Source organism: Spiroplasma endosymbiont of Colias croceus, assembly GCF_964020095.1.
Taxonomy (GTDB): domain Bacteria; phylum Bacillota_I; class Bacilli_A; order Mycoplasmatales; family VBWQ01; genus Spiroplasma_E.
In genome coordinates this window covers 2,222,628-2,245,656 of the sequence record NZ_OZ026536.1, presented here as the reverse complement: position 1 = coordinate 2,245,656, position 23,029 = coordinate 2,222,628, and the positions used below count along the sequence as shown (strand labels likewise).

Sequence of the window (23,029 nt, the reverse complement as noted above, 5' to 3'; positions counted from 1 at the left end):
AACGTAAAAAAGAAAGTTCAGAAATAAAAAAAAGTAATTAAAGCCTTTGAAAAAGAAATCAAAGAAAATGATAAGCAAATTAAAAATGAAAAAAAAGAAATAAAAAAATGAGAAAAACTAAAGTTAAATATTAATGATGAAAAAAAAGATTTAAGTAAAGAAATTAAAAAACTTAAGATAGCCTTAAATGAAATTAAAAATAAATTAAAGGAAAAAAAAGAAAAAAATATTAAATATGAAGAAAAAGAGATAAAGTTTAAAGAAAAAGATTTAATAAAATTAGAAAATTTAAGAAAAGAAATTGAAAATAAAATTGAAGTAGAAGAAAAGCAACAACAACAAATACAAGAAAATATAACAAAATTAAAAGAAAATGAACAAGAAATAATAAATCAATTAGAAAAATTCAAAAAAAATGAGAAAGAAATGGAAGAAGAAATAGGTAAATTAAAAGAAACGATAGTTGATGATGATAGTAATGTGAATATTTTGATTAAAGAAAAAGAAAATGAAATATTAGAAGTAAGATTAAAAATTGCTAATTTATCTGATAGTTTAAAAAGAAAAGAGAAAGAAATAACATTATTAGAATTTGAAGAATTTAAACATAAACAAATTATTTTAGAAAATAAAGAACAATTAATAAAAGCAAATCATAAATTATATTCAAATAAAAAAACAGAAAATGAAGTTAAAATAGCAGAATTGGAGATCAAAAAAAAACAAGAAAATTTGTGAAATATATGAATTACAGCATAAACTAAATATAGTGGTTATAGATGATGCAAATATTAATTCAAAAATTTTAAGTTTACTTTTGACAATATGTAGGCTTGAAAAATCTTCTATAGAAATTACCAAAGAAATTACAACAAAAAAAGATGTCTTAAAACAAATAAAAAATAATTCATTAGAAGAATCAATAGTAATTTCACCAGAAGAAAACGCTACTTCTGTTCAGCAAAATGCAAAACCATGGTTTAAACGTATATATAAACCATTTACTAAACTTTATAGAGGTAGTAAACAAAAAATTACATTAGGATATTATCAAAGAAAAGAAAAATCTTTAGAAGCGGAAATTAGGAAATTAGAAGCCGAAAAATTAAAAGATTTTTGAAATAAATTTTGATTACTTATGAGCTGTGGTTGTTATAATAATTATGGCAAAACAACAAGAAAAATATAAGAAAAAAAACGAGAATTAAAAGATATTAAAAAAGAACTAGAAAAATTATCAAAAAATAATGTTTCAAATAATGATCCGCAACCTTCAACTTCATCAGCAGTACCCAGTTCATCTAAAAGTTGAAGTGACAAATTATTGAAATCAACAGAAGAAGTAACAAAAAATGATTCTTTATTAAAAGAAAATTCTAAAAATCTGGATGTTTCTTTACATTAATTTCATAGAATAGAAATTTATATAACTTTAATTTATAAACTAAATTTTATTAGAAAATGAACAATAATTTTACTTCAATTTTGAACAGATATTGTTCATTTTTTTCTTTTTTTATAATTTTTATAAATTATAAATTGATATATATAAAATTACTGTTATAATTTTACTAGCATAATATTTAAAATGGAGTTAGAAGTAATATGAGTAAATCTAAAATTTCATTAAGTTTAAAAAATGTTGAATTTCGTTATAAACCAGAATACAATAACGCTGTTGATAATGTTAGTTTTGATATTAATCATGGTGAATATATTACTATAATTGGTCATAATGGTAGTGGTAAGTCAACACTTTCAAAAATTATTATTGGTGTTTTACACAAACAAAAAGGTACAATTCAATTATTTGGTGAAACAATTACTAATAAAAACATTAAACAATTACGTCGTCACTTAGGTATTGTTTTTCAAAATCCTGATAACCAATTTATAGGTTCAACTGTTCGTGATGATATTGCTTTTGGCTTGGAAAATCATTTAGTTGAATCCAGTGATATGCCAGCAATTATTGACAGAGTTTCTAGGGCAGTGGGTATGGAAAAATATTTAGATCATGAACCACTATGATTATCTGGTGGTCAAAAACAACGTGTAGCTATTGCTTCAGTTTTAGCTTTAGAACCTGATATTATTATTTTTGATGAGGCAACTAGTATGCTTGATCCAAAAGGTAAACGAGAAGTTAAAGAAATTATGTTAAAATTACAAGAACAACGCAATAAAACTATTATTTCTATTACTCATGATATGGATGAAATTATTAATGCCGATAAAATTATTGTTATGAATAAAGGTAAATTAGTTCGTTATGGAACTCCATCTGAAATATTAAAAGAATGAGAGTTTTTACAAAGTATTCATTTAGATATTCCTTTTGTTTTAAAAGTATCGTTAGGTTTAAAAAATAAGGGAATTAATATTAATGAAACATTAAGTGAAGAGGAGCTGATTTCTAGCTTATGTCAATTAAATTCAAAGAAGTAAGTTATACTTATTCTCCAAAAACCCCTTATCAATATCAAGCATTAAAAGATATTACTATTGAAATTGTTGAACAAAAAATAGTTGCTATTATTGGTGAAACTGGTAGTGGTAAATCAACTATGATTCAACATATTAATGGTTTATTAGTTCCAATGGCAGGTTCAGTTGCTATTAATGATTTTATTATTAAGGCTAATCAAAAAAAAATTCGTGATATTAAAAAAATACGTAAACAAATTGGCTTAGTTTTTCAATTTCCCGAATATCAGTTATTTGAAGAAACTATTGAACGAGATATTATGTTTGGACCAGTTAATTTTGGTGAGAAAAAAGATAAAGCACGAGAGTTAGCAAAAAAATATATTAATTTGGTTGGATTAGACGAAACATACTTATCAAGAAGTCCATTTGATTTGTCTGGTGGTCAAAAACGAAGAGTTGCTATTGCTGGTATTTTGGCATTACAAGGTCATACTTTAATTTTAGATGAACCAACAGCAGGACTTGATCCCGATGGTGAAAAAGAATTAATTAATTTATTTTATGATTTAAATCATAAAGAAAATAAAACTATTATTTTAGTAACTCATAATATGAATCATTTACTAATGGTTGCTGATGAAGTTATTGTATTACATAATACACAGATTTATAAAAAAGCAGATCCAATTACTATTTTTAGAGATAAAAAATTAATTACCGAAACCGGAATTGAGCCACCAAAAATTTATAGTTTTTTATATAAATTAGAAGCAGCAGGATTTGATACATCAAAAATTACTGCTAGAAGTGATTCAGAATTAATTGACCAGTTGTCAAAAATATTATCCAAAAAAAATAGCAATAAAAAGTAAGGAGTAATAAATAATGAAAGTTAGTTTTGGTCGTTATTTACCTTTAAATTCAATCATTCATCGTGTAGATCCAAGAATTAAATTACTAGTTTTAATTTGTTTAATTGCTTCACTTTTTTTTGATACTGGTTTTGAAGGTTACGCTCTTATTGGTTTTACTGTCATAACAATTTTCTTTTGTGCAAAATTACCTTTTATGATGTTATTAAAATTAATGCGCCCCATTTTATTTATGGCATTTATTTTATTTATAATTAACTGTTTTTTAACTGATGGCCCTAATGTAGGAATGATTTGACGTTGGCATGGTATTAAAGTATCGTATAAAGCTATATTTGTTAGTATTTATATTGCTCTTAGAATTTATTTAATGATTTTAATTACAACAATTTTAACAACCACAACTCAACCATTAGATTTAACATTAGCATTAGAAGATTTAATGTTACCACTAAAATTAATTAAATTTCCAGTACATATTATTTCAATGATTATTTCTATTGCTCTTCGTTCAATTCCTACATTATTAGATGAAGCGGGCAGAATTTTAAAAGCACAAGCATCACGTGGTGTAGATTTAAAAAATGGTCATTTTAAAGAAAAAGTTAAATCGTTAGTATCATTAATTATTCCCTTATTAGTTTCTTCATTTCAAAAAGCAGAAGATTTAGCATATGCTATGGATTCAAGGGGTTATGATCCACAAGGTAAAAGAACACGTTTTCGTCAATACCATATTGATTTTAAAGATATATTTTTCTTTATTATTGGTGTAGGATTGTTAGCATTTCTTATATCTTATACTTATCATCCAGAAATATTTTGAAGAATTCCATTTATTGATGATTATTATTCACAATAATAAACGTATATGAATTAGGTTTACTAATTTTAAATATTTATTAATATTTAGTTAAAATAAAAATTTTGCAACAAGTGTCATAATATTTATCATTTTTTTTCTTATACTCCCTATTATTTTTTTAATTAAAAATTCTTAATTTAAATTTAAAACATATTAATAATTAAAATTAATTAAGGAGTAAGTCCGGTTGCTAAATTATAATCATAAATATCACTATCTAAGTTACTTGTAACTACAATACTGTTATTTCATTCAACATTTTGTTTTGCTATTTTTTCACTAACTAACAATTGTTCAATAGCTTTATCTAATAAATTTAATTGATCTAATTCTAAATTATTTAATGCATTTTTTATAACTTGTTCATCATACATATTATTACTATTAAAATTACTTAAATCAAAAATTTGTTTTGAACTAGAAACATGATCATATTGCAATTCTGGTAATGTTTAGTAATCTGTGTAACTTACAAAAATAACTATGTTTAATTAATTCTAGTAAATATAATTAAATGACTAGAAAGAGTGAGTTGCAGATGGCTAAAAAGCAAAATATTAATAATAATGATCCAATATCAAAAGCAGTAGATTTATTATTAGAAAATACTGAAGATTTAACAACAGTTTTTAAAGAGGGAGGATTGTATAAAGAATTAACAAAAAGATTAGTAGAAAAAATGTTGAATTCTGAGATGCAAAATTATTTGGGATATGAAAAGAATCAACATAGTAATAGTGACAATGCTCGTAATGGTATAAGTTCAAAAAAAATAATAACTCAACAAGGTAAAATTGAGATTGATGTACCACGAGATCGCAATAGTAATTTTAATCCTATAATAGTTGCAAAAAGACAAAGAAGATTTGATGGTTTTGCAAAAGGTATGACATTATCAGATATTAGAATGCAATTACAAGAGTTATATCATGGTGTTGATATTAGTGAAAGTGTTATTAGTCAAATTACTGATGATGTTATTGATGATGTAAAAGCATGGCAAAATCGACCATTAGAAAGTGTCTATCCGATTGTTTATTTTGATTGCATAGTAGTGAAAGTACGACAAGATAAAAGGATTATTAATAAATCAGTTTATATAGCTTTAGGAGTTGATTTAGAAGGTAAAAAAGATGTTTTAGGTTTATGAATTAGTGAAAATGAAGGTGCTAAATTTTGATTAGCAAATTTAACAGAAATGAAAAATCGTGGCTTAAATGATATTCTTATTGCCTGCAGTGATAATTTAACAGGCATGTCAGAAGCAATACAATCAGTTTATCTTAAAACAGAACATCAATTATGCATAGTTCATCAAATTAGAAATAGTTTGAAATATGTCTCATATAAGCATAGAAAATCTCTAGTTGCAGATTTAAAACCAATTTATACTGCATGTAGTGAAGAACAAGCAATGCAGGCTTTAGAATCCTTTGAAAATAAGTGAAATAAACAATATCCTCAAATTGCTAAATCTTGATATAAAAATTGAGATAATTTAATGGTTTTTATTAGTTATCCTACAGAAATCAAAAGAGTGATTTATACAACAAATGCTATTGAATCTGTAAATAGTCAATTACGAAAAGTTATCAGAAATAAAAAAGTTTTTCCTAACGATATGTCAGTTTTTAAAATATTTTATTTAGCAATTGAAAATATAACAAAAAAATGAACAATGCCCATTCAAAATTGAAATACAGCAATTGCTCATTTTATGATAAAATTTGAAGATAGAATTAATCTAAACTAGTACTTTGTAAAACAAAGATACACAGATTACATAAAAGCCTCGCAATTCTCTTTCTTTTTCTTTAATAAGTTGATGTCTTTTTTGGTCATATTTTTTCTTTCTTACTTTTATTTCGGATCTTTGATAATATTTTTTATTTTTTGCTTTTACTTCGGGTTTTTGATCATATTTTTTCTTTCTTTGTTTATTTTTTTGGTATCACATTTGATCATATTTTTTCTTTTTTACTTTTACTTAGGGTTTTTGATCATATTTTTTCTTTCTTTGTTTATTTTTTTTGGTATCACATTTGATCATATTTTTTCTTTTTTGCTTTTACTTCAGGTCTTTGTTCATATTCTTGTCATTTTCTTTTTTTAGATTGTTTATTAAATATTTCTTCATTGGTTTGAAATGAAGAAGTAGTATACTTAAACTATTATTCATATCTTTTTCCCCTAAATATAATTAAAGTTAATTTTATTTAAACTTTTATTATATATTTTTTGCTATTTATTAAAAATAATATTTTTTGATACATAAAAATGTATATTATAACTTTTTCAAAGTTTTAAAAATAAGATTAATAAGATATATAAATTAAAATTGTATAAATTATACCAATTTTAAATGTTTTTTTCAATCTTTAAAACTATTATTTTGTTTTGTTTTTGGTGCTCTTAATTAAAATTAATTGAGAAAGGAATGAGTATATTGCTAAATTTTTAATCATAAGTATTAGTATCTAAATTACTTGTAAGTTAGTATTGTTAATAAAATTTGATTAATAAATTGATTTAATAAGATATTATCTATTACATTTTTATGCTTTTTATTAAGGGCATAATAAAACTTTATTTTAAGAGTATTTAAATTAATAATTAACCATAATTATTAATTTAAAATTGTGTTCTAATTGTTAATAGTAACATTGTTTTTTATTATTGTTATTGTTATATAGGAAAATTAGATGATTATTTTTGTAGTTTTATGAAAAAAAATATTAAAAAATCATAAATTTATTGTATAATATTTAACGGTTTTACTTATAGAAACTAATATGGCGACTGTGGCGTAGCGGTCTAGCGCATCAGTTTGTGGAACTGACATTCGCGGGTTCGAATCCCGTCAGTCGCCCCATTTAATAAAATTATGTTTTTTTACTACTCCTTTTTGGAGTTTTTTCTTTTTTAAATAAATATTATTATAAATTTATTTTTCGCTTTTTATTTACTAAATAAATAATGGTATAATTATTATGTTTTATGATTTGCAGAAAGTTGAGGTTTAAATCTATATGTACCTTAAAGAAGGGCAAATACTTTCAATTCATGCATATAAGCATAATGGCGATTTATATCGTAGTTGAAATAATTCAATTGTTTTAGAAGATACTCAAAAATATTTAGTTTTAGTAAATGAGAATGTAACAATTACTGAAATTAATGGTCGTAAATGAACAACCGTTGATCCAGCAATTTGGTTATTTTTTAAAAATGATTGATACAATATTATTTGTATGATTCGTAATGATGGTGTTCATTATTATTGTAATATTGCCAGTCCTTTTATTTTAGATTCGCAAACAGTTAAATACATTGATTATGATTTAGATGTTAAAGTATTTCCTAATCGTTCTTATAAACTGTTAGACTTGAAAGAATTTAAAACTAATCGTCGAATATGAAAGTATCCAATACCTTTACAAAATATATTATGACAAAATATAAATAAATTAAAAAAAGGAATTAAGAAAAATGAAATTAATTTATTTAATGATGATGTAATTTTAAATTATTGAAAAAATTATCAAGACCAAAGTTTACAAAAATAGTAAGAACATATGTTCTTACTATTTTTGATATTAAAACTTTTTATAACTAAATTAAATTTTTTTATAAAATAGGTAATGTTTTTGCATAATTATGTTCTCTCATAATACTGTTTATATTAATTTTTTTACTTTTATCTTCAATACTATTATTTATATTTTGAATATTTATATCATTAAATTGTATTTTCTTTTTGTAATTATGATAATTAATAGCATATGTTTTTAATTTTTTTTATTTCTTTAAACATTAAGTTTTTTATTTCTTGTTCAATTTCTTTATTCATTTTTTACTCCTTTTAAAAATAAAAACCTATTTACTTTGAGAAACAAAGTAAATAGGTTAAAAACTATATTTAGTTTGTAGTTATTTTTAACATCTTTTTGAAAATTTACAATTAATAAACATATATATATATCAAATATATTAACTTTGTAAATTATTTTCATATATTTTCATATTTTTTGAAATAATGTTTTAGTAAATTTAATCAATTATCTAAATTAGAACCATATTTTTTTTCTAAATCTCATAAAAAATTACCATATACATCATTACCGCCAACTAGTACATAAGTTTCTTTTCAACCAATTTTTCCTTCTTCTAGTTTAATTTCTTTTACAAAACCAAGATTTTTTAGATCACTATCAATTAAACTATTTTTTTCATTTTCTTTTCAATAATGTTCTATTATTTCTCCATTTTCATTTTTTGTAAATCAAAATTCATCTCCCACTTTACCAATTAAGTTATTAAAATTTTTATTATTTATTAATTCATTTTTTAATGATATTTTATCAATTAATTTTGAATTAGTTAAATTAGAATGAAAATCATTAATGTTATCACCCAATCTCATTACAATATGTGATGGTACATTTTTTATTGGTATTAAATCATTTTCTCAATTTTTTATTTGCATACTATTTTTATCTTTTGATGATAATTTAAAATTGTTATTATTAATATAATTAAAACGATTTTCTTTTGATATTAGACTTCTTGCAAAACCTATCTATTAAAAATTAAATTTTTAAAATAAAATTAAAAATAAAAAAGATAGGTAATCTATGATGTTTGATAAATTAAAAACTATTAACAATCCAGAATTATTAAGATTAACTGGTATAAATGATATTATTTTTAATAAAATTCTAGAAATTTTAAAGACAGAAGAAGTAAAAAAGTTTAAAAATGGTGGTACACCTAATAAATTATCATTAGAAAATCGTTTATTAATGACTTTAGAATATTGAAGAGAGTATCGAACTTATTTTCATATTGCTAAAAGTTATGGAATTAGTGAAAGTAGTTGCTATAGGAATATCAAGTGAATAGAAAATACTTTAATAAAACATCCTGATTTTCAACAACTTGATGGGCAAAAATCACTGTTAAATAATAATTTTAAAGATAAAACAGTTATCATTGATGTGACTGAAAGTACTATTCAACGCCCAAAAAAAGTCAAAAACAATATTCAGGGCGTATTTCATTAATAGTTAGATTTGATAAAAATATAAATGAGAGATAATTCTCTCATTTTTAATTGTTGAACAATTATAATTAATTATTTTATTAAACCAGCACTTTATTAAAGTAATTAATTATTACATAACTTAATAAAAAATTATGTAGGCTATTGTGCTGGAATTAACCAATAGTAATTTTTGTGTTGCTTTTTTAAAACTTGATATTTTTTGGTTCCCTTCCCCTAGAACCCCTACCCTCCAAGGCTTTGCTACTTACAGTAGCATAAGCCTTACGTATAGTAGTAGAAGTATTTAGTTACTAGTATATAAGCCTTTTATCACTGTAGGTGATAAGGCTTATACGTAGAAAGGATTCATAATGATTAATGTTAATTTAGATATTAAAAATAAAGTAAGAGAAACAACTAAAGGTATGTTATTAGAAATTGGTGAATATGAAACATGATTTCCGATTAAAGATACTACTATTAATAAAAATAATAAAAAAATAACATTAAAAATAATTGAAGATTTTAATTATAAATTAGGTAAAAAATCAATTACAAAAGATATTGAAAGTATTAAAGGTAGTGATATTTTAAAATATATAAAAAATATTTCAGATATTACTACTAATGAAAATGAATTAATATCTTGTGAATTTTATGAACAATATAATGGTTATTATATTTTTACAAATGATAAAAATCAAGAATGTTTTAAATATAACATTACATGAGAACAAGATATGAAAAGTTTTAAAATAAATAATCCATATAAAGATAATGATTTAGCAATTAATTATATAGTTACACCAATAAAAGATATAAATACTAATAATGAAAAAATATTTTATTTAAAGTATTAAAGGAAATTAATATGTTATTAAATGTTGAAAAAATAGAATTAATAAAAAATTTATGTAATGAAAAATTACTTAAAAATGAAAAATATATTGAAATACAAGAAATATTAAAAATTATAGAAAGAGAGAATTAATTATGTTGAATTTAAAAGAAGATAAAAGAATATATTTAAAATATGAAGAAATTGAAAAAATATATGGTTCATGTGATATTTGTCATAAAAATTCATCATTTGCAAATAGAACTTGTAATAAATGTTTTTATAAATTAATGAGTGATAATGATGAAATGTAATATTCATAATGAAAAATATATATGATTTTCTGAATCAGAAAATACATATTATTGTAATAAATGTATAGATGAAATGATTGAAGAAGATATGTATTTAACAAGTGATAATTGAGATTTTTTAAAAGAACATTATATTAATGAATTACAATTAGAAAATTTTAAAGGAGTGTAAAAATAATGAATAGATTAGAATTACAAAATGCAATGAAATTAATAGAAAAATTTGAAGAATTACAAGAAGAATTTAATAGTAAATATGAAGATTTATACGTTGAAATTGATAATGATGGTGATTTAAAAATTAGTAGTGATTATTTTGACTTTGAAAATGTAAATAAATTACAACAAGCAATTATTGATTATAAAAGAATTATTAAAGGTTAAAAGAAAGTAGTGAATAAAAATGGTAGCAGCTCCTAAAAAGAAACCAGAAGAATTAATGATAAAACAAATTATTGTTAATTTAAGATTTACTGAAAAAGATTATGAAACATTAAAAGAAATTTGTGAAGAAAAAAATATGAAAATTAATGGATTTATAAGGAGTTTAATTAAAAATGCAATTAAACAATCAAAAAAATAATTTAATTTTTAAAAAAGAAACACATCAATATTTTATTCAAAATAAAGAATTAATATCAGTAAGTAAAATACTTGATTATTATTTAGGTAATTCATATTGTAAATGTAATAAATGTAAATATTGTTTTAATATAAATAATGCAAGAATTCGTGGTAATTGTGTTCATAAAGTAGCAGAATTATATTTTAAAAATATAACTATTAAAAATATAAATAATCAAATTAAAAATATTATTAAAGAATTATTTCCCGAAAATTATTTAAATTATTGTTATACATTATTAGAATATTTACCAATTAAATTTATTAATAATAATGAATATATTAGTGAAAAAATATTTAATTATGATATTGTTGCTGGAACACCAGATTTAATTTATAAAGAAAATAATTTAAATATAATAGTAGATTTTAAAACTTATAAAGTTTTTACTAAAGAATTATTAGAAAAATCAAAATTACAAATAATAGCATATTATTGATTATTAAAAAATAATAATTATGAATTATCAAATATTCATTTTATATGTTGAGTTAAAGAAAATGAAATTGAATTAATAAAAGTTGAAATAACAAATGAATTATTAATTGAATGAGAAAAAGCAATTTGAACATGAAAGGAATTAAAATAAAATGGCAAATGAATTATTAGTGAAAAATATTAATAATGGTAATGTAGAAAAATTTATTAGACAAAAAGGTATTATTAATAATTTAGAAATTCAAAAATTTAAAAGTAATGTATTAGCAATTTCAAATCAATATGGTTTAGATAAAGCATATCCAGATACTATTATTAATAGTTGTTATCAAGCAGTATTATTAAATTTACCTTTAGAAAAGAATTTTGATTATTGTTATATTGTACCTTATTGAGATAGTAATACAAAAGTAAATAATGCTCAATTTCAAATGGGATATAAAGGTTATATTCAATTAGCATTACGTAGTCAACAATATAAAGAAATTAATGTAAGTGATGTTAGATTAACAGAAATTAAAAAAGTAGATAGACTTAAGGGAATTGAATTTAATTGAATACAAGATGATTTAGAAAGATTGAAACAACCTATTATTGGTTATGTAGCATATTTTCAATTAGTAAATGGTTTTGAAAAAATTTTATATATGTCAAAAGAACAAATTGAAAAACATTTTTTAAAATATTCAAAAACTTATGCAAAAAATAAAGAATTTGTTGTTAGTGATTTTGATAGTATGGCATTAAAAACTGTATTAACTCAATTATTAAGAAAATGGGGAATTATGAGTACTGAAATGCAAATTGCATATGAAAATGACCAAGCAATTATTACTGAAACAGAAAAAATATATATTGATAATCCAAATACTAATAATGTAATTGAAAATAATACAAATTTTCAACAATTAGAAGCAAATATAAATAAATTAGATAATTTGGTATTTAAAAATGAATAAATGTAGAACATGTAATAAAAGAATTTGATTAAGTAAAAATTGATGTATTAAATGTTTAGAAATATTAGTTATGAATTTAAATAAAAATAAGGAGAAATAATAATGAATAATTATTTACTTTCAATTGACCCAAGTATTAAAAATACAGGATTTACATTATGAGAAAAAGAATATAAATATGATAAAAATTTAAATTATTGACCTACTAGAGAATATGTATATTGTGAAATTCATAATGATGAAAATGCTTCATTAAAAATTGTTGAAGAATGTAAAAATTGTTATGAAAATGAAATAATTTGAAAACCAATATTTCTTAAAAGTTATAATTTAAAAGAATATGATGGACAAAGAAGATTTTATTGAGATATAAAAGTTAATGATAATGAATTGGATTTAATTATTGAACGTGGTACTTTTCATAGTAAAAATGGAATTGGTTATGAAACTCAAGAACATTTAAGAGGTTTTATTGCTGGACAATTTAATAAATTATTAACAAAAGATATGTTAATTAGTCCAAGTGAATGAAAGAAATGATATGTAAAAAATGATAAATATTGTTCTGCTATTACATTTGTAAATGGTATAAATTATAAATGAGATAAAAATATTTCTTTGTTTATGTGTGAAAATTTAATAAAAGAAAATAATTGAAATATAAAAATATCAAATCATGATGAAGCTGATAGTTTATTAATTGGTTGATATTATTTAAATAAGGACAATAAAATGCAAAACGAAAAATACAAAGGACGAAAAAGCCCATTTAATTTCGAAATATTTATAGAAGAAAACAACAAGGAGAATAAAAAATGATTATAGTAACTGGATGACAATGTGATTATTATGAAAATAATATAAGATGTGAAGAATATAGTAAAATTAAACCACATAAAGATTTTAATAATAATAGAGTTTATTGTGAAAATCATTGAAAAATAGTTAATAAAATAAATCAAGAGAGAAAAGAATTTGCTATAAAACAATATAAACAAAAATTAATTGATTATTTAAATTTATGTATTGATATGGATAATAAAAGATTAATAACTAAACTTTATAATGAAAATCATATAAATGGTTCAATAGAACAAACAAATGTTATTTTACAATTAATAAAGAATGGAGTATTTGATTAATGAAAATATTTGCTATTTTATTAAGAATTATACTTGTACCAATATTTTTAATTTTAATAATTATTCCTGCAATAATAATTGGAATATTAAAATTTATATGAACTGGTAATTCTGAATTTACAATAAAATTAGAAAAAATTAAGGAGTAAATAATGCAAAAACAAAAACAAGAAAAAGTATTACTTAAATGTATTGTTAAAAATTGTAATAGTAAAGTATTAGTTACTTTAAAAATTGTAAATTTAGAAGATAGTGTAATTCAATTTTTTAATATGTGTTATTTTCATAAAAAACAATTTAAAAATAAAGTTAAAGAAATAAAAAATAAGGAGTAAATAATGAATTTATGAGACTTTTTAAAATATAGTGATAAATATAATGTTTTTAAAATATATACAAGAAATACAGAAATATATTTTTCATGAAATGGTGGAAGTAGTGAATTAGATGATGACCGTACTTTATTAGGTTATGAATTAGCTGATTGAAAAGTTTTATCATATAAACAATATCCAAATGAAATTAGAGTATTTATTAAATTAGATAATCAAGAAATGTGTTCATATAATCATTTTCCAAAAACAAAAGAAGAAAGGTTAAATTATGAATAAAGAAAAATTAATTGAAGAACTTAAATATGAAATGGAAAGATTAAATTTTATATATGAAAAAATTAGAAAGGATAAATTTGATAATGAATAATTAGTTAAATTATCTATATTTAATATAGAAAATATGATATAATTAATATGAAATTTCAATTTAAAATACTATTAAAGTCAGATTCTAGTCAGGTAAATACTACTGGAAATAAAGTTGCTGGTGTGTTCTTAGAGAGCAGGCAAGCTGATTTAAAGTAAAGGGTTTATCATTTTCCCTTGCTAAGACAAAATAAATGACGATTAGGAGCTTTAATAAAGCAGTCTTATTTATTAATTGCAACAGATAGTCATTAGAACCTTTAATTAGGTTCTTTTAGTTTTTATAAAAAAAGTTACCAATTAAGGTAACTTTTTAATTAGGTTCCAACCTAATAATATAACTAATATAACAGTGAAATTATATACTTATCTTTCTCTATAACCCTTGATAAGTATTACAATTAATTATACATTAATATTTAAGATTGTGGGGAAATATTATTTTGTTTAGGTTTTCTTTTAAATTTAAAAATAGATTTTAATTTTGGAAATCTTTTAATTAATTTTAAAATTATTGGAATAAAATAAAAATATAATAACTCAATACATCCAAAAATAATAAATATATAATAAACACTTTTTATATTTAAATTATTAGCAAAAAAATAAAAAAGTAAAGGACATATAAATAAAAAAGTTAAGGCGGTATATATATATATATATATAATTTTTAAAATTTTTATTATCACAAAAACGAATAAATAATTTGTATGGTACAAACATTAGAAATAAAAATGTCAAAGACATGGCAATTGAAATTGTGTAAGGAGAATTTATAAAATTACCTCATCATGGTCAAAATTCATTACGATTTAAAAAATACATGTTTATTCACTTCCTAGAACTTAATTATATTTTAATTTGGTAATGTTTAGTAATCTGTGTAACTTACAAAAATAACTATGTTTAATTAGTTCTAGTAAATATAATTAATTTTCTAGAAAGAGTGAGTTACAGATGGCTAAAAAGCAAAATATTAATAACAATGATCCAATATCAAAAGCAGTAGATTTATTATTAGAAAATACTGAAGATTTAACAACAGTTTTTAAAGAGGGAGGATTGTATAAAGAATTAACAAAAAGATTAGTAGAAAAAATGTTGAATTCTGAGATGCAAAATTATTTGGGATATGAAAAGAATCAACATAGTAATAGTGACAATGCTCGTAATGGTATAAGTTCAAAAAAATTAATAACCCAACAAGGTAAAATTGAAATTGATGTACCAAGAGATCGTAATAGTAATTTTAATCCTGTAATAGTTGCAAAAAGACAAAGAAGATTTGATGGTTTTGATGAACAAGTTCTTTCTTTATATGCAAAAGGTATGACATTATCAGATATTAGAATGCAATTACAAGAGTTATATCATGGTGCTGATATTAGTGAAAGTGTTATTAGTCAAATTACTGATGATGTTATTGATGACGTCAAAGCATGGCAAAATCGACCATTAGATAGTGTTTATCCGATTGTTTATTTTGATTGTATAGTAGTTAAAGTACGACAAGATAAACGGATTATTAATAAATCAGTTTATATAGCTTTAGGAGTTGATTTAGAAGGTAAAAAAGATGTTTTAGGTTTATGAATTAGTGAAAATGAAGGTTCTAAATTTTGATTAGCCAATTTCACAGAAATGAAAAATCGTGGCTTAAATGATATTCTGATTGCTTGTAGTGATAATTTAACAGGCATGTCAGAAGCAATACAATCAGTTTATCCTAAAACCGAACATCAATTATGCATCGTTCATCAAATTAGAAATAGTTTGAAATATGTCTCATATAAGCATAGAAAATCTCTAGTTGCAGATTTAAAACCAATTTATACTGCATGTAGTGAAGAACAAGCAATGCAAGCTTTAGAATCATTTGAAAATAAATGAACTAAACAATATCCTCAAATTGCTAAATCTTGATATAAAAATTGAGATAATTTAATGGTTTTTATTAGTTATCCTGCAGAAATAAAAAGGGTAATTTATACCACAAATGCTATTGAATCTGTAAATAGTCAATTACGAAAAGTCATCAGAAATAAAAAAGTTTTTCCTAACGATATGTCAGTTTTTAAAATATTTTATTTAGCAATTGAAAATATAACAAAAAAATGAACAATGCCCATTCAAAATTGAAATACAGCAATTGCTCATTTTATGATAAAATTTGAAGACAGAATTAATCTGAATTAGTAACTTTGTAAAACAAAGAAACACAGATTATTAAAAAGCCTCTTTAATTTTACCAAATTATCTCGCATTTAAAACTATTTTATTAATATTAGATTTAATATTTGATATATATCTATATGCTCAACTTTTATCAGGTTCTCTTTGTGCAGAATTGGTATATTCTATTTTACCTAAATTACCTTGTAAATAAATAATTCAATTTAATTTTTCAGAGTTATTAATTATACTAAATGCTATAGGATAATCATTACTTATTTTTTGTTCATAAGAATCATAAGACTTCTTAATTTTTAAATCAAATGCATAAGCACATAATGAATATGAAGTAAAAACATTATAATTACAAATACTTTTATAATAAGCATTTGCAAAATAATCAGTAACTTCTTTAGGAGCAATTGTTCCAAATTTACTAAAACAGTCAGCCTCTGGAAAATTAACTTTGTTTATTTTTAAATCTTTTAAATCAATAGTTTTACTTATGTTTTCACTTTTTGCCGGTCTAAAAGTTTCACTATTAATATCAATAGTATTTAAATCAGAATTCTTTGAATTTGATATTGTTTCAAATTTATAACTATAATATATTGTGATACTTTTATAAAATCTTTGTAAATCATTAAAAGTATTAATTAATAATGTAGGGTCTAATAAAGAATTTAAATCTATTTCATATTTACTAAATTTACTTTTATTTTTATCTTCTCATTCTTTTATATTACTATATCCATTTGGACGGTTGTCAAATTTACGAAATAATTAATTATCATATTAGTAACTTATTTCCAAAATTACCATTTAAAAATGATGATAGACAAATTAAATTCTCTTTTACCCTTAAATTTAATATTCGACGTATTTTAAAAAATATACATTTAAAAGATAAAATAAAAATTATTAACAAGGAAAAAGACAAGAAATAATCTTGTCTTTTTTTGTAATTGTAAAATTTTAAAATTTTTAAGAACCCTCTTTAACGCTATTATCAACACGTGTTAGGGAACTAAAAAAGTGAACTACAACACAGTTGTTAAAAATAGTAGCTAGAGCATGTGGACTTGCATGGATAAATAAAAAGTGGAGTGATACCTAATAAAATATACTAACCATTTAATGGTAATTCTTGGGGTGGGAGCGAATTGGAAACTAGTATATATAGACCTGTTGTAGGGACCTATTGTATTAATTCTATTTTTTATTTAATCAACCTTGCCACTCCCCAGTGAGCAAGTGTTGATTTTATTTTTTATTTTTTTTTGAAAATTTTTTTGGGCGAGAAAATAAATTTCAAACTTGTAAAAAAATTGAGCGAGGCCGGTTCAATTAAAATATTAATTTGTTTAACACAAATTAAATAAATATTGAATCGAATGCCTCAATGTTTTTTAAAATTTCACAATTTATTTTTGAGCCCAGTTTTCATGGAATGAATAAAACGAATAGTAGTAGTATTAATAATCTAAAAATCAAAATATATGTTCTGTTGCTTCTAGCATAAAGAACATATTAGGAAAGGATTATTATGAAAATAGAATTTAAAAAAGAACAAATTATTAAAGATAAACCACAATCTATTCTTATTGATTATGTTGAATATAAATTATCGCTTCCAAAATGAATGATTAAAAATAATTCTTTTATTGTTGATAACAGTTACACATATTGAGTTTTTAATTTAGACAATATTAAAAGAGAATTAAGTGGTAATGAATTAATAAAATTATTAGAACCATATATTAAAGACCAAAAAATAACTGTTAATAAACCAACTGCTCCAAAAGAATATTATCTTAATGATATAAAACTTGAACCATTAACATTTTATGAACAGCATAATAGTTGATTTATGGGTGAAATAACAGATAACAAAACTAAAATTACTAATCCTTGTTTTAAATATAACATTACGTGAGAAGAAAACAGAAAAGGTTTTAAAATAAATAATCAATATAAACATGATGATTTACCAATTAATTATATAGTTACTTTGTATAAGGAAATTTCAACTCATAATGAAAAAGTATTTTTGTTGAACATGTAAACAAAATAAATTAGATTATTTATTCTTTAATACTAATGATATTAAAACAAGAAAATATTTTTTAAGAGATAAAAATAGTAAAGCAATTTGTTATGACTGTATTTTAAATGTTAGGTTAAGTAGGAGGTATAAATATGAATAAACAAAAACCATTTTCTTATAAAGACCAAGAAATTATTAATGAATATAATAAAAAACGTAATCAAGAAATAACAAAAGAACATTTAAATAATATAGAAAAATTAAGAAAAGATTTTAAAAAAGAAGTTATTAATGAATATAAGAAAAATTTAATTTGTTCATTAAATATATTTTTAGGTCATTATATAGAACAATACAAAAAAGAAAAAGAAACATTTTATCGAAATCAATTAAAAGGTTCAATTGATACTATTCAATTCTTAATTAATAAAATACAATCCAAAGAATTTGATTAATAATGCAATATGACTTAATTATTGGTATTGACCCAGCAGGAATAGGTAGTAATGGAATTGTTATATATTCAAATGAAACTAATAATATTATTTTTAATGAAACATTCAATACATTAACTGTTTTATGGACTAAAAATATGTATAAAGAAAAATTTCAATTAATTAAAGAAAAATTTATTGATAAAAAAATATTAGTTATTGTAGAAAATTTCTTTTTAAGTTCAAAACAATTATTAACTAATCCATTAGCAACTCCTAAAATTATTGGTTCATTAATGGTATTAGTACAAGATGTTTTCAACTGAGATTATCTAGAAAACCACCCAAAAAATAAAAATAAAATAACAAATTATAAAGGAAATATAAAATTAACAAAACATGAACAAGATGCTTATAAGCATATTCAATATTATTTAAAAAATCATAAGAAAATATTGATTTTTGATAATTATTTAAGGAAATTATAAAAATGAAAGATAAAGCAAATTATGTGAAATTAACAGTAAAACTTAGTAACACTATTGAAGCAAAATATTACGAAAAAGGTAATAAGGAATTATATTATAGTGTTCGTGGTCAATGAAATGGATTAAATTATGTTACTTTAATTTTTAATAACCCAAAACTTTATAGACGCTGTATTTTATTAAACAAAAACGATGAAATTATTGTAACTGGTCAAATCTTTAACACTTTAAACATTCCTAAAAATCGTGCATTTTGTTCAATCAATGTTAAATGATTTAAAAAATGAAAAGAGTAAAAAATGATATTATGAAAAATTTTATTAATAGCACCAATATTAATAACCAGTATAACACTAATAATAATTTTAATATTTATTATTAAAGAATTAAAAAATGAATATAAAGTATTGAAAATATTAAGTGAAATTGCTAATCAAATTAAAAATAAGGAGAATAATTAATGATAATATTACCTACTTTGTTTGAAAATAAAGATGAAATTGAAGTATTATCACCATTTCCAAAAGCAATTCATACAAGTAATGATATTAGAGCAATTATTTTAAGACAATACCCAAATGTTAAATCAAAACACATAATTGTTTCTGACCCCGAAAGTAATGTTGCATTAATAGTTGGTGATAATGATGTTTATCAAGGTTGAATTAAAGTAACAGTTAAAAAATTAGAAATTAAAGGAGATTAAACAAATGCAAAAGGAAAAAATTAAAATTAGAAATTATGAATTTGAATTAAATTCTTATGTAGTAGATTCCTTATTAGATGTTATAAGAGAACTGATAAAAACAAATAAAGGAGAATAAAATGCCAAACGAAAATACACAATCAAAATATACTTTAACCAAATTAATTAGAACTGGTATAAGTCCTATTTGTGCAATGATTGGTACAAGTGCTTATTATGGTCAAGTAATAGATAATTCAATATTGGGTTCAATTAATAGTTTATTATTTGGTAAAAAATTAGGTTTAGATATATGAAATTTAAATCAAAGACCAAATACTAAAACTAAATTAATTAATAGTAGTAAAAAAATATTATTAGGTTTAGGAACAATTGGTTTAGCAAATTATAGTAAATGAAGTGAAAATAATATTACTCCAATTATTCCAACACCACCAACTCCAATAACAACTACAACTACAACTGAGGGTCCTCCGTGATTACTATTAGATAAACAAGAACATCAGTCATTAATGGATTGAGATACATATATTAGTTTAAATGCTTATGGTATTTCAAATCTTATTAGTGGATTAACTGAGTTAATACCTAATAGATTTGAAAATATAAAAAAGATTTGTAATATGGCAACTGGTGGATGTTTGATTAGTAGTGGTGTTGCTATGGGTATTAATAATGATTTTAATAATGCTTATGCAATACCTACCATAGTTGCTGGTGCAAGTGAAATTATTCATAATTTACTTCCAATAGAAACAAATCATAGTAGAGAAATGCAAGAAACAGCATTTAATAATGAAACTTCAAGATTAATTAATGATAATAGATTCACAATTAATAGTGAAACAACTAGTCAATATGGTAGTGATAATATGAGTGAAGTACCATTAAATCACGATAATGCTTCATTAAATTGAGATTATAATCACATGAGTTTATAAAGGAGGTGAATAATTTATGAATAAAGAAAAAATACTTGAATATTATAATAATGAAATTCAGACATATAAAGAAAGATTGGAACAATTAAATAAAGAAATATCTGTATTAGTAGAAATTATAAGTAATTCACAATCAATGATTGAAAGAATTAATGGTGGTCAATTTGATGAATAATTAAAAATTAAAAATAAATAATTGAAAGGAAAATATTCAAATGAAAGAATTTTTACATGAATTAATAATTATTGGAACAAGTGTTGGAACATTAATTTGCAGAGAAATTATTGTTTTATTAAAAAGATTTATCACAACTCCAAAACATGTTAGAGCAAATAACAAAATTATCAAACATCAAAAAAAATTAGCAAAGTTAAATGAAAAGATTAATAAAGAAAATAAATAATAAAGTGGTGATGTAAATGTTAGAAAATGAAAATAATGTTCAACAAACAACTGAACCTTTAACTGAAAACAATGCTTCTTCACAAGAAATAGAAAATAAAGTTAATGAAGCAGAAAATAAGTTAAATAAACTTAATTTAGAAATTAAAGAAAAAGAAATTATTAATATATTTAAAAAATATCAAGTTAAAACTGAATTTTATGATTATTTAAAATTTAAAACTAATAATTTAGAAAATTCAAAAATTGAAGAAACTATTAAAAAAATGATTAAAGAACAACCAGTATTTAAAGAAATAATTAATACAGGTGGCAAACCACAAACAATAATAACAAATCAACCAAATTCAATAAAAAGTACATTATTGGATTATAAAAAGAAAAATAATTTATAACAGAAAGGAAATAAAAAAAATGTCAGTACCATTCAATCAAAATTTAGATAATACCGAAAAATTAGTAGAGGCACCTGAGTTTATAGAATTTTATAAACAATCAAATTCACCATGAGCAAGTTTTTTTCCTATTGAAATGGTTAATTCTACAAAAATTGAATTTATAGTTAAAAAACCAAAAAATTCAGAAATTAAAGTACTAAAATGAAATGATAAAAGCAAAGGATTAGATGTTAGTTACGCTGAAACTATTAAAATTTTAAAAGAAATTAAACAAGAAGCAGTTGCAGGTGAAATAATTGCTAATGTTGATTTAAATGCAGAAAATGGACAAAATTTGTTAAACACAATGCAATATGAAGTTGCTAATGATTTAGCAGATTATTTAGCAAATAATGATACAAATGTAATTACAAAATATGCAACTAAATTAGATATTACTGATAAAACACCAGTAGGATATTTAAAATCAATGCTATCTGCTTGAAATACTTTATTTCAATTAAGAAATAGTAATAATTGTCAATTTTTTATTACTAATAATTTATATGATAGTTTAGTTTATTTAGCAGATAATAAAGGTTTAATTACTGATAACCAAATAGCACAACAATTAAGATTAAATGGAACAAATTTATATATCAAAGGTGTACTATGTCAAATTGTAATGGATGATTATATGACTTTTACTGATAATAATGAAACTAAAATTATGTCTTTTGTTTTAGCAACACCAAGAGCAATGAAAAGATATATGTTACAAAATACAGTTGTATATGTTCAAGATATTAATGATGGTAAAGTTGGAAGAAGATATTTAGTTGGGGGAGAAGTAACTGGTGAAGCAATACCCTATATAACAGATGAAGAAACAACTTCACGCTGAATGTTATGTGGAATTATTAATAGTGATAAAACTGATTTAAAAACTAAAATTACAATTTTAACAACTGATATTACTGCAAATGTTAATAACAATAATAGTGAATTAAATACACAAATAAAAAGTACTAATGAACTTAAATCATTAAATCCTAATTTAACAAATCCAACTATTAAATATTTTAGTGATGCACAAGGCAAAACTAATGTAAGTAATCAAAAACAAAAAGCAGGTGATTTATATATAACTATTATTGCAAATGTTAATGACTTAAATTATAAAGGAACAACAAATCCAATTAAAATAACTCTTAAATAAAGGACATTAATATC

The 23,029-nt window shown here is 21.8% G+C and carries 34 protein-coding genes and 1 tRNA gene; 32 read left to right on the top strand and 3 right to left on the bottom strand.

Annotated elements, in window-relative coordinates; translation table 4 throughout:
- The first annotated feature begins 426 nt into the window (after window positions 1-426).
- From AACL24_RS14145 to AACL24_RS14125, 5 genes are all read left to right on the top strand, one after another.
- Window positions 427-759 carry a hypothetical protein gene (locus AACL24_RS14145; protein WP_339047519.1) on the top strand — a complete coding sequence of 111 codons (333 nt, stop codon included), beginning with the start codon at window positions 427-429 and terminating at the stop codon, window positions 757-759.
- A 10-nt stretch (window positions 760-769) separates the two neighbouring features.
- Complete coding sequence (locus tag AACL24_RS14140; RefSeq protein WP_339047517.1) at window positions 770-1,189, top strand: hypothetical protein; 420 nt, start codon at window positions 770-772, stop codon at window positions 1,187-1,189.
- 416 nt (window positions 1,190-1,605) lie between these two features.
- Window positions 1,606-2,448: an energy-coupling factor transporter ATPase gene (locus AACL24_RS14135; RefSeq protein WP_339047515.1), complete on the top strand. Its 843-nt coding sequence runs from the start codon at window positions 1,606-1,608 to the stop codon at window positions 2,446-2,448.
- Window positions 2,424-3,302, top strand: a complete 879-nt coding sequence (locus AACL24_RS14130) for an energy-coupling factor transporter ATPase (RefSeq protein WP_339047513.1) — start codon at window positions 2,424-2,426, stop codon at window positions 3,300-3,302. The genes AACL24_RS14135 and AACL24_RS14130 overlap by 25 nt, the downstream gene beginning before the upstream one ends.
- Before the next feature lie 13 nt (window positions 3,303-3,315).
- Window positions 3,316-4,164 carry an energy-coupling factor transporter transmembrane component T gene (locus tag AACL24_RS14125; RefSeq protein WP_339047511.1) on the top strand — a complete coding sequence of 283 codons (849 nt, stop codon included), beginning with the start codon at window positions 3,316-3,318 and terminating at the stop codon, window positions 4,162-4,164.
- A gap of 173 nt (window positions 4,165-4,337) precedes the next feature.
- Here AACL24_RS14125 and AACL24_RS14120 read toward each other — a convergent pair whose 3' ends face one another.
- A complete protein-coding gene (locus AACL24_RS14120; RefSeq protein WP_339047509.1) occupies window positions 4,338-4,607 on the bottom strand; it encodes a hypothetical protein in 270 nt (89 codons plus the stop codon).
- A 98-nt stretch (window positions 4,608-4,705) separates the two neighbouring features.
- On the opposite strand from AACL24_RS14120, the gene AACL24_RS14115 reads away from it, so the two are divergent.
- A complete protein-coding gene (locus tag AACL24_RS14115; protein WP_339049461.1) occupies window positions 4,706-5,920 on the top strand; it encodes an IS256 family transposase in 1,215 nt (404 codons plus the stop codon).
- Here the strand turns inward: AACL24_RS14115 and AACL24_RS14110 are convergent.
- A complete protein-coding gene (locus AACL24_RS14110; protein WP_339047507.1) occupies window positions 5,912-6,124 on the bottom strand; it encodes a hypothetical protein in 213 nt (70 codons plus the stop codon). The genes AACL24_RS14115 and AACL24_RS14110 overlap by 9 nt on opposite strands.
- An 838-nt stretch (window positions 6,125-6,962) precedes the next feature.
- Between AACL24_RS14110 and AACL24_RS14105 the strand changes: the two genes are divergently transcribed.
- Together AACL24_RS14105 and AACL24_RS14100 are read left to right on the top strand one after the other, a co-directional pair.
- Window positions 6,963-7,039 (top strand) — tRNA-His (locus AACL24_RS14105).
- A gap of 157 nt (window positions 7,040-7,196) precedes the next feature.
- Entirely contained in the window at window positions 7,197-7,733 is a 537-nt protein-coding gene (locus tag AACL24_RS14100) for a DUF402 domain-containing protein (RefSeq protein ID WP_339047505.1), read from the top strand.
- A 437-nt stretch (window positions 7,734-8,170) separates the two neighbouring features.
- On the opposite strand, the gene AACL24_RS14095 is transcribed toward AACL24_RS14100, so the two are convergent.
- Window positions 8,171-8,653, bottom strand: a complete 483-nt coding sequence (locus AACL24_RS14095) for a hypothetical protein (protein WP_339047503.1) — start codon at window positions 8,651-8,653, stop codon at window positions 8,171-8,173.
- 148 nt (window positions 8,654-8,801) lie between these two features.
- Here AACL24_RS14095 and AACL24_RS14090 point away from each other — a divergent pair, with 148 nt between their 5' ends.
- The 24 genes from AACL24_RS14090 (at window position 8,802) to AACL24_RS13975 (ending at window position 23,015) form a co-directional block, all read left to right on the top strand.
- On the top strand, window positions 8,802-9,230 hold the full coding sequence (locus AACL24_RS14090) for a transposase family protein (RefSeq protein WP_339047501.1): 429 nt from the start codon (window positions 8,802-8,804) through the stop codon (window positions 9,228-9,230).
- Between the two features lie 352 nt (window positions 9,231-9,582).
- Window positions 9,583-10,071 (top strand): hypothetical protein, encoded by a 489-nt coding sequence (locus AACL24_RS14085; RefSeq protein ID WP_339047258.1) that lies wholly within the window; start codon window positions 9,583-9,585, stop codon window positions 10,069-10,071.
- Between the two features lie 133 nt (window positions 10,072-10,204).
- Window positions 10,205-10,363: a hypothetical protein gene (locus tag AACL24_RS14080; RefSeq protein WP_339047256.1), complete on the top strand. Its 159-nt coding sequence runs from the start codon at window positions 10,205-10,207 to the stop codon at window positions 10,361-10,363.
- The gene (locus tag AACL24_RS14075) at window positions 10,350-10,535 is read left to right on the top strand and encodes a hypothetical protein (RefSeq protein ID WP_339047254.1); all 186 of its coding nucleotides are present in this window, start codon (window positions 10,350-10,352) and stop codon (window positions 10,533-10,535) included. The genes AACL24_RS14080 and AACL24_RS14075 overlap by 14 nt, the downstream gene beginning before the upstream one ends.
- Before the next feature lie 5 nt (window positions 10,536-10,540).
- Window positions 10,541-10,747: a hypothetical protein gene (locus AACL24_RS14070; protein WP_339047252.1), complete on the top strand. Its 207-nt coding sequence runs from the start codon at window positions 10,541-10,543 to the stop codon at window positions 10,745-10,747.
- A 19-nt stretch (window positions 10,748-10,766) separates the two neighbouring features.
- On the top strand, window positions 10,767-10,946 hold the full coding sequence (locus AACL24_RS14065) for a hypothetical protein (RefSeq protein ID WP_339047499.1): 180 nt from the start codon (window positions 10,767-10,769) through the stop codon (window positions 10,944-10,946).
- A complete protein-coding gene (locus AACL24_RS14060) occupies window positions 10,921-11,577 on the top strand; it encodes a PD-(D/E)XK nuclease family protein (RefSeq protein ID WP_339047248.1) in 657 nt (218 codons plus the stop codon). Before AACL24_RS14065 ends, AACL24_RS14060 begins: the two co-directional genes overlap by 26 nt.
- 1 nt (window position 11,578) lies before the next feature.
- Window positions 11,579-12,385 (top strand): recombinase RecT, encoded by an 807-nt coding sequence (locus AACL24_RS14055; RefSeq protein ID WP_339047497.1) that lies wholly within the window; start codon window positions 11,579-11,581, stop codon window positions 12,383-12,385.
- Window positions 12,386-12,487: 102 nt separating this feature from the next.
- Window positions 12,488-13,210, top strand: a complete 723-nt coding sequence (locus tag AACL24_RS14050) for a hypothetical protein (RefSeq protein ID WP_339047495.1) — start codon at window positions 12,488-12,490, stop codon at window positions 13,208-13,210.
- Complete coding sequence (locus AACL24_RS14045) at window positions 13,201-13,527, top strand: hypothetical protein (protein ID WP_339047242.1); 327 nt, start codon at window positions 13,201-13,203, stop codon at window positions 13,525-13,527. The genes AACL24_RS14050 and AACL24_RS14045 overlap by 10 nt, the downstream gene beginning before the upstream one ends.
- Before the next feature lie 152 nt (window positions 13,528-13,679).
- Window positions 13,680-13,862: a hypothetical protein gene (locus tag AACL24_RS14040; protein ID WP_339047493.1), complete on the top strand. Its 183-nt coding sequence runs from the start codon at window positions 13,680-13,682 to the stop codon at window positions 13,860-13,862.
- 3 nt (window positions 13,863-13,865) lie between these two features.
- On the top strand, window positions 13,866-14,138 hold the full coding sequence (locus AACL24_RS14035; RefSeq protein ID WP_339047238.1) for a hypothetical protein: 273 nt from the start codon (window positions 13,866-13,868) through the stop codon (window positions 14,136-14,138).
- Window positions 14,139-15,185: 1,047 nt separating this feature from the next.
- Window positions 15,186-16,424, top strand: coding sequence for an IS256 family transposase (locus AACL24_RS14030; protein ID WP_339047491.1), 1,239 nt, complete (start codon window positions 15,186-15,188; stop codon window positions 16,422-16,424).
- Between the two features lie 1,522 nt (window positions 16,425-17,946).
- Window positions 17,947-18,465 (top strand): hypothetical protein, encoded by a 519-nt coding sequence (locus AACL24_RS14025; protein ID WP_339047123.1) that lies wholly within the window; start codon window positions 17,947-17,949, stop codon window positions 18,463-18,465.
- Window positions 18,466-18,599: 134 nt separating this feature from the next.
- On the top strand, window positions 18,600-18,902 hold the full coding sequence (locus AACL24_RS14020) for a hypothetical protein (protein WP_339047121.1): 303 nt from the start codon (window positions 18,600-18,602) through the stop codon (window positions 18,900-18,902).
- Window positions 18,903-18,904: 2 nt separating this feature from the next.
- Complete coding sequence (locus AACL24_RS14015) at window positions 18,905-19,369, top strand: hypothetical protein (protein ID WP_339047489.1); 465 nt, start codon at window positions 18,905-18,907, stop codon at window positions 19,367-19,369.
- 2 nt (window positions 19,370-19,371) lie between these two features.
- Window positions 19,372-19,665, top strand: coding sequence for a hypothetical protein (locus tag AACL24_RS14010; protein WP_338961240.1), 294 nt, complete (start codon window positions 19,372-19,374; stop codon window positions 19,663-19,665).
- Window positions 19,666-19,668: 3 nt separating this feature from the next.
- The gene (locus tag AACL24_RS14005; RefSeq protein WP_174480256.1) at window positions 19,669-19,830 is read left to right on the top strand and encodes a hypothetical protein; all 162 of its coding nucleotides are present in this window, start codon (window positions 19,669-19,671) and stop codon (window positions 19,828-19,830) included.
- Entirely contained in the window at window positions 19,830-20,075 is a 246-nt protein-coding gene (locus AACL24_RS14000) for a hypothetical protein (RefSeq protein ID WP_339047117.1), read from the top strand. Before AACL24_RS14005 ends, AACL24_RS14000 begins: the two co-directional genes overlap by 1 nt.
- 119 nt (window positions 20,076-20,194) lie before the next feature.
- Window positions 20,195-21,016 carry a hypothetical protein gene (locus AACL24_RS13995; RefSeq protein WP_339047487.1) on the top strand — a complete coding sequence of 274 codons (822 nt, stop codon included), beginning with the start codon at window positions 20,195-20,197 and terminating at the stop codon, window positions 21,014-21,016.
- 16 nt (window positions 21,017-21,032) lie between these two features.
- A complete protein-coding gene (locus AACL24_RS13990) occupies window positions 21,033-21,191 on the top strand; it encodes a hypothetical protein (RefSeq protein WP_339047113.1) in 159 nt (52 codons plus the stop codon).
- 40 nt (window positions 21,192-21,231) lie between these two features.
- Window positions 21,232-21,420, top strand: coding sequence for a hypothetical protein (locus tag AACL24_RS13985; protein WP_174480113.1), 189 nt, complete (start codon window positions 21,232-21,234; stop codon window positions 21,418-21,420).
- A 16-nt stretch (window positions 21,421-21,436) separates the two neighbouring features.
- On the top strand, window positions 21,437-21,814 hold the full coding sequence (locus AACL24_RS13980) for a hypothetical protein (protein ID WP_339047109.1): 378 nt from the start codon (window positions 21,437-21,439) through the stop codon (window positions 21,812-21,814).
- Window positions 21,815-21,833: 19 nt separating this feature from the next.
- Window positions 21,834-23,015, top strand: a complete 1,182-nt coding sequence (locus tag AACL24_RS13975; protein WP_339047107.1) for a hypothetical protein — start codon at window positions 21,834-21,836, stop codon at window positions 23,013-23,015.
- Window positions 23,016-23,029: the final 14 nt, after the last annotated feature.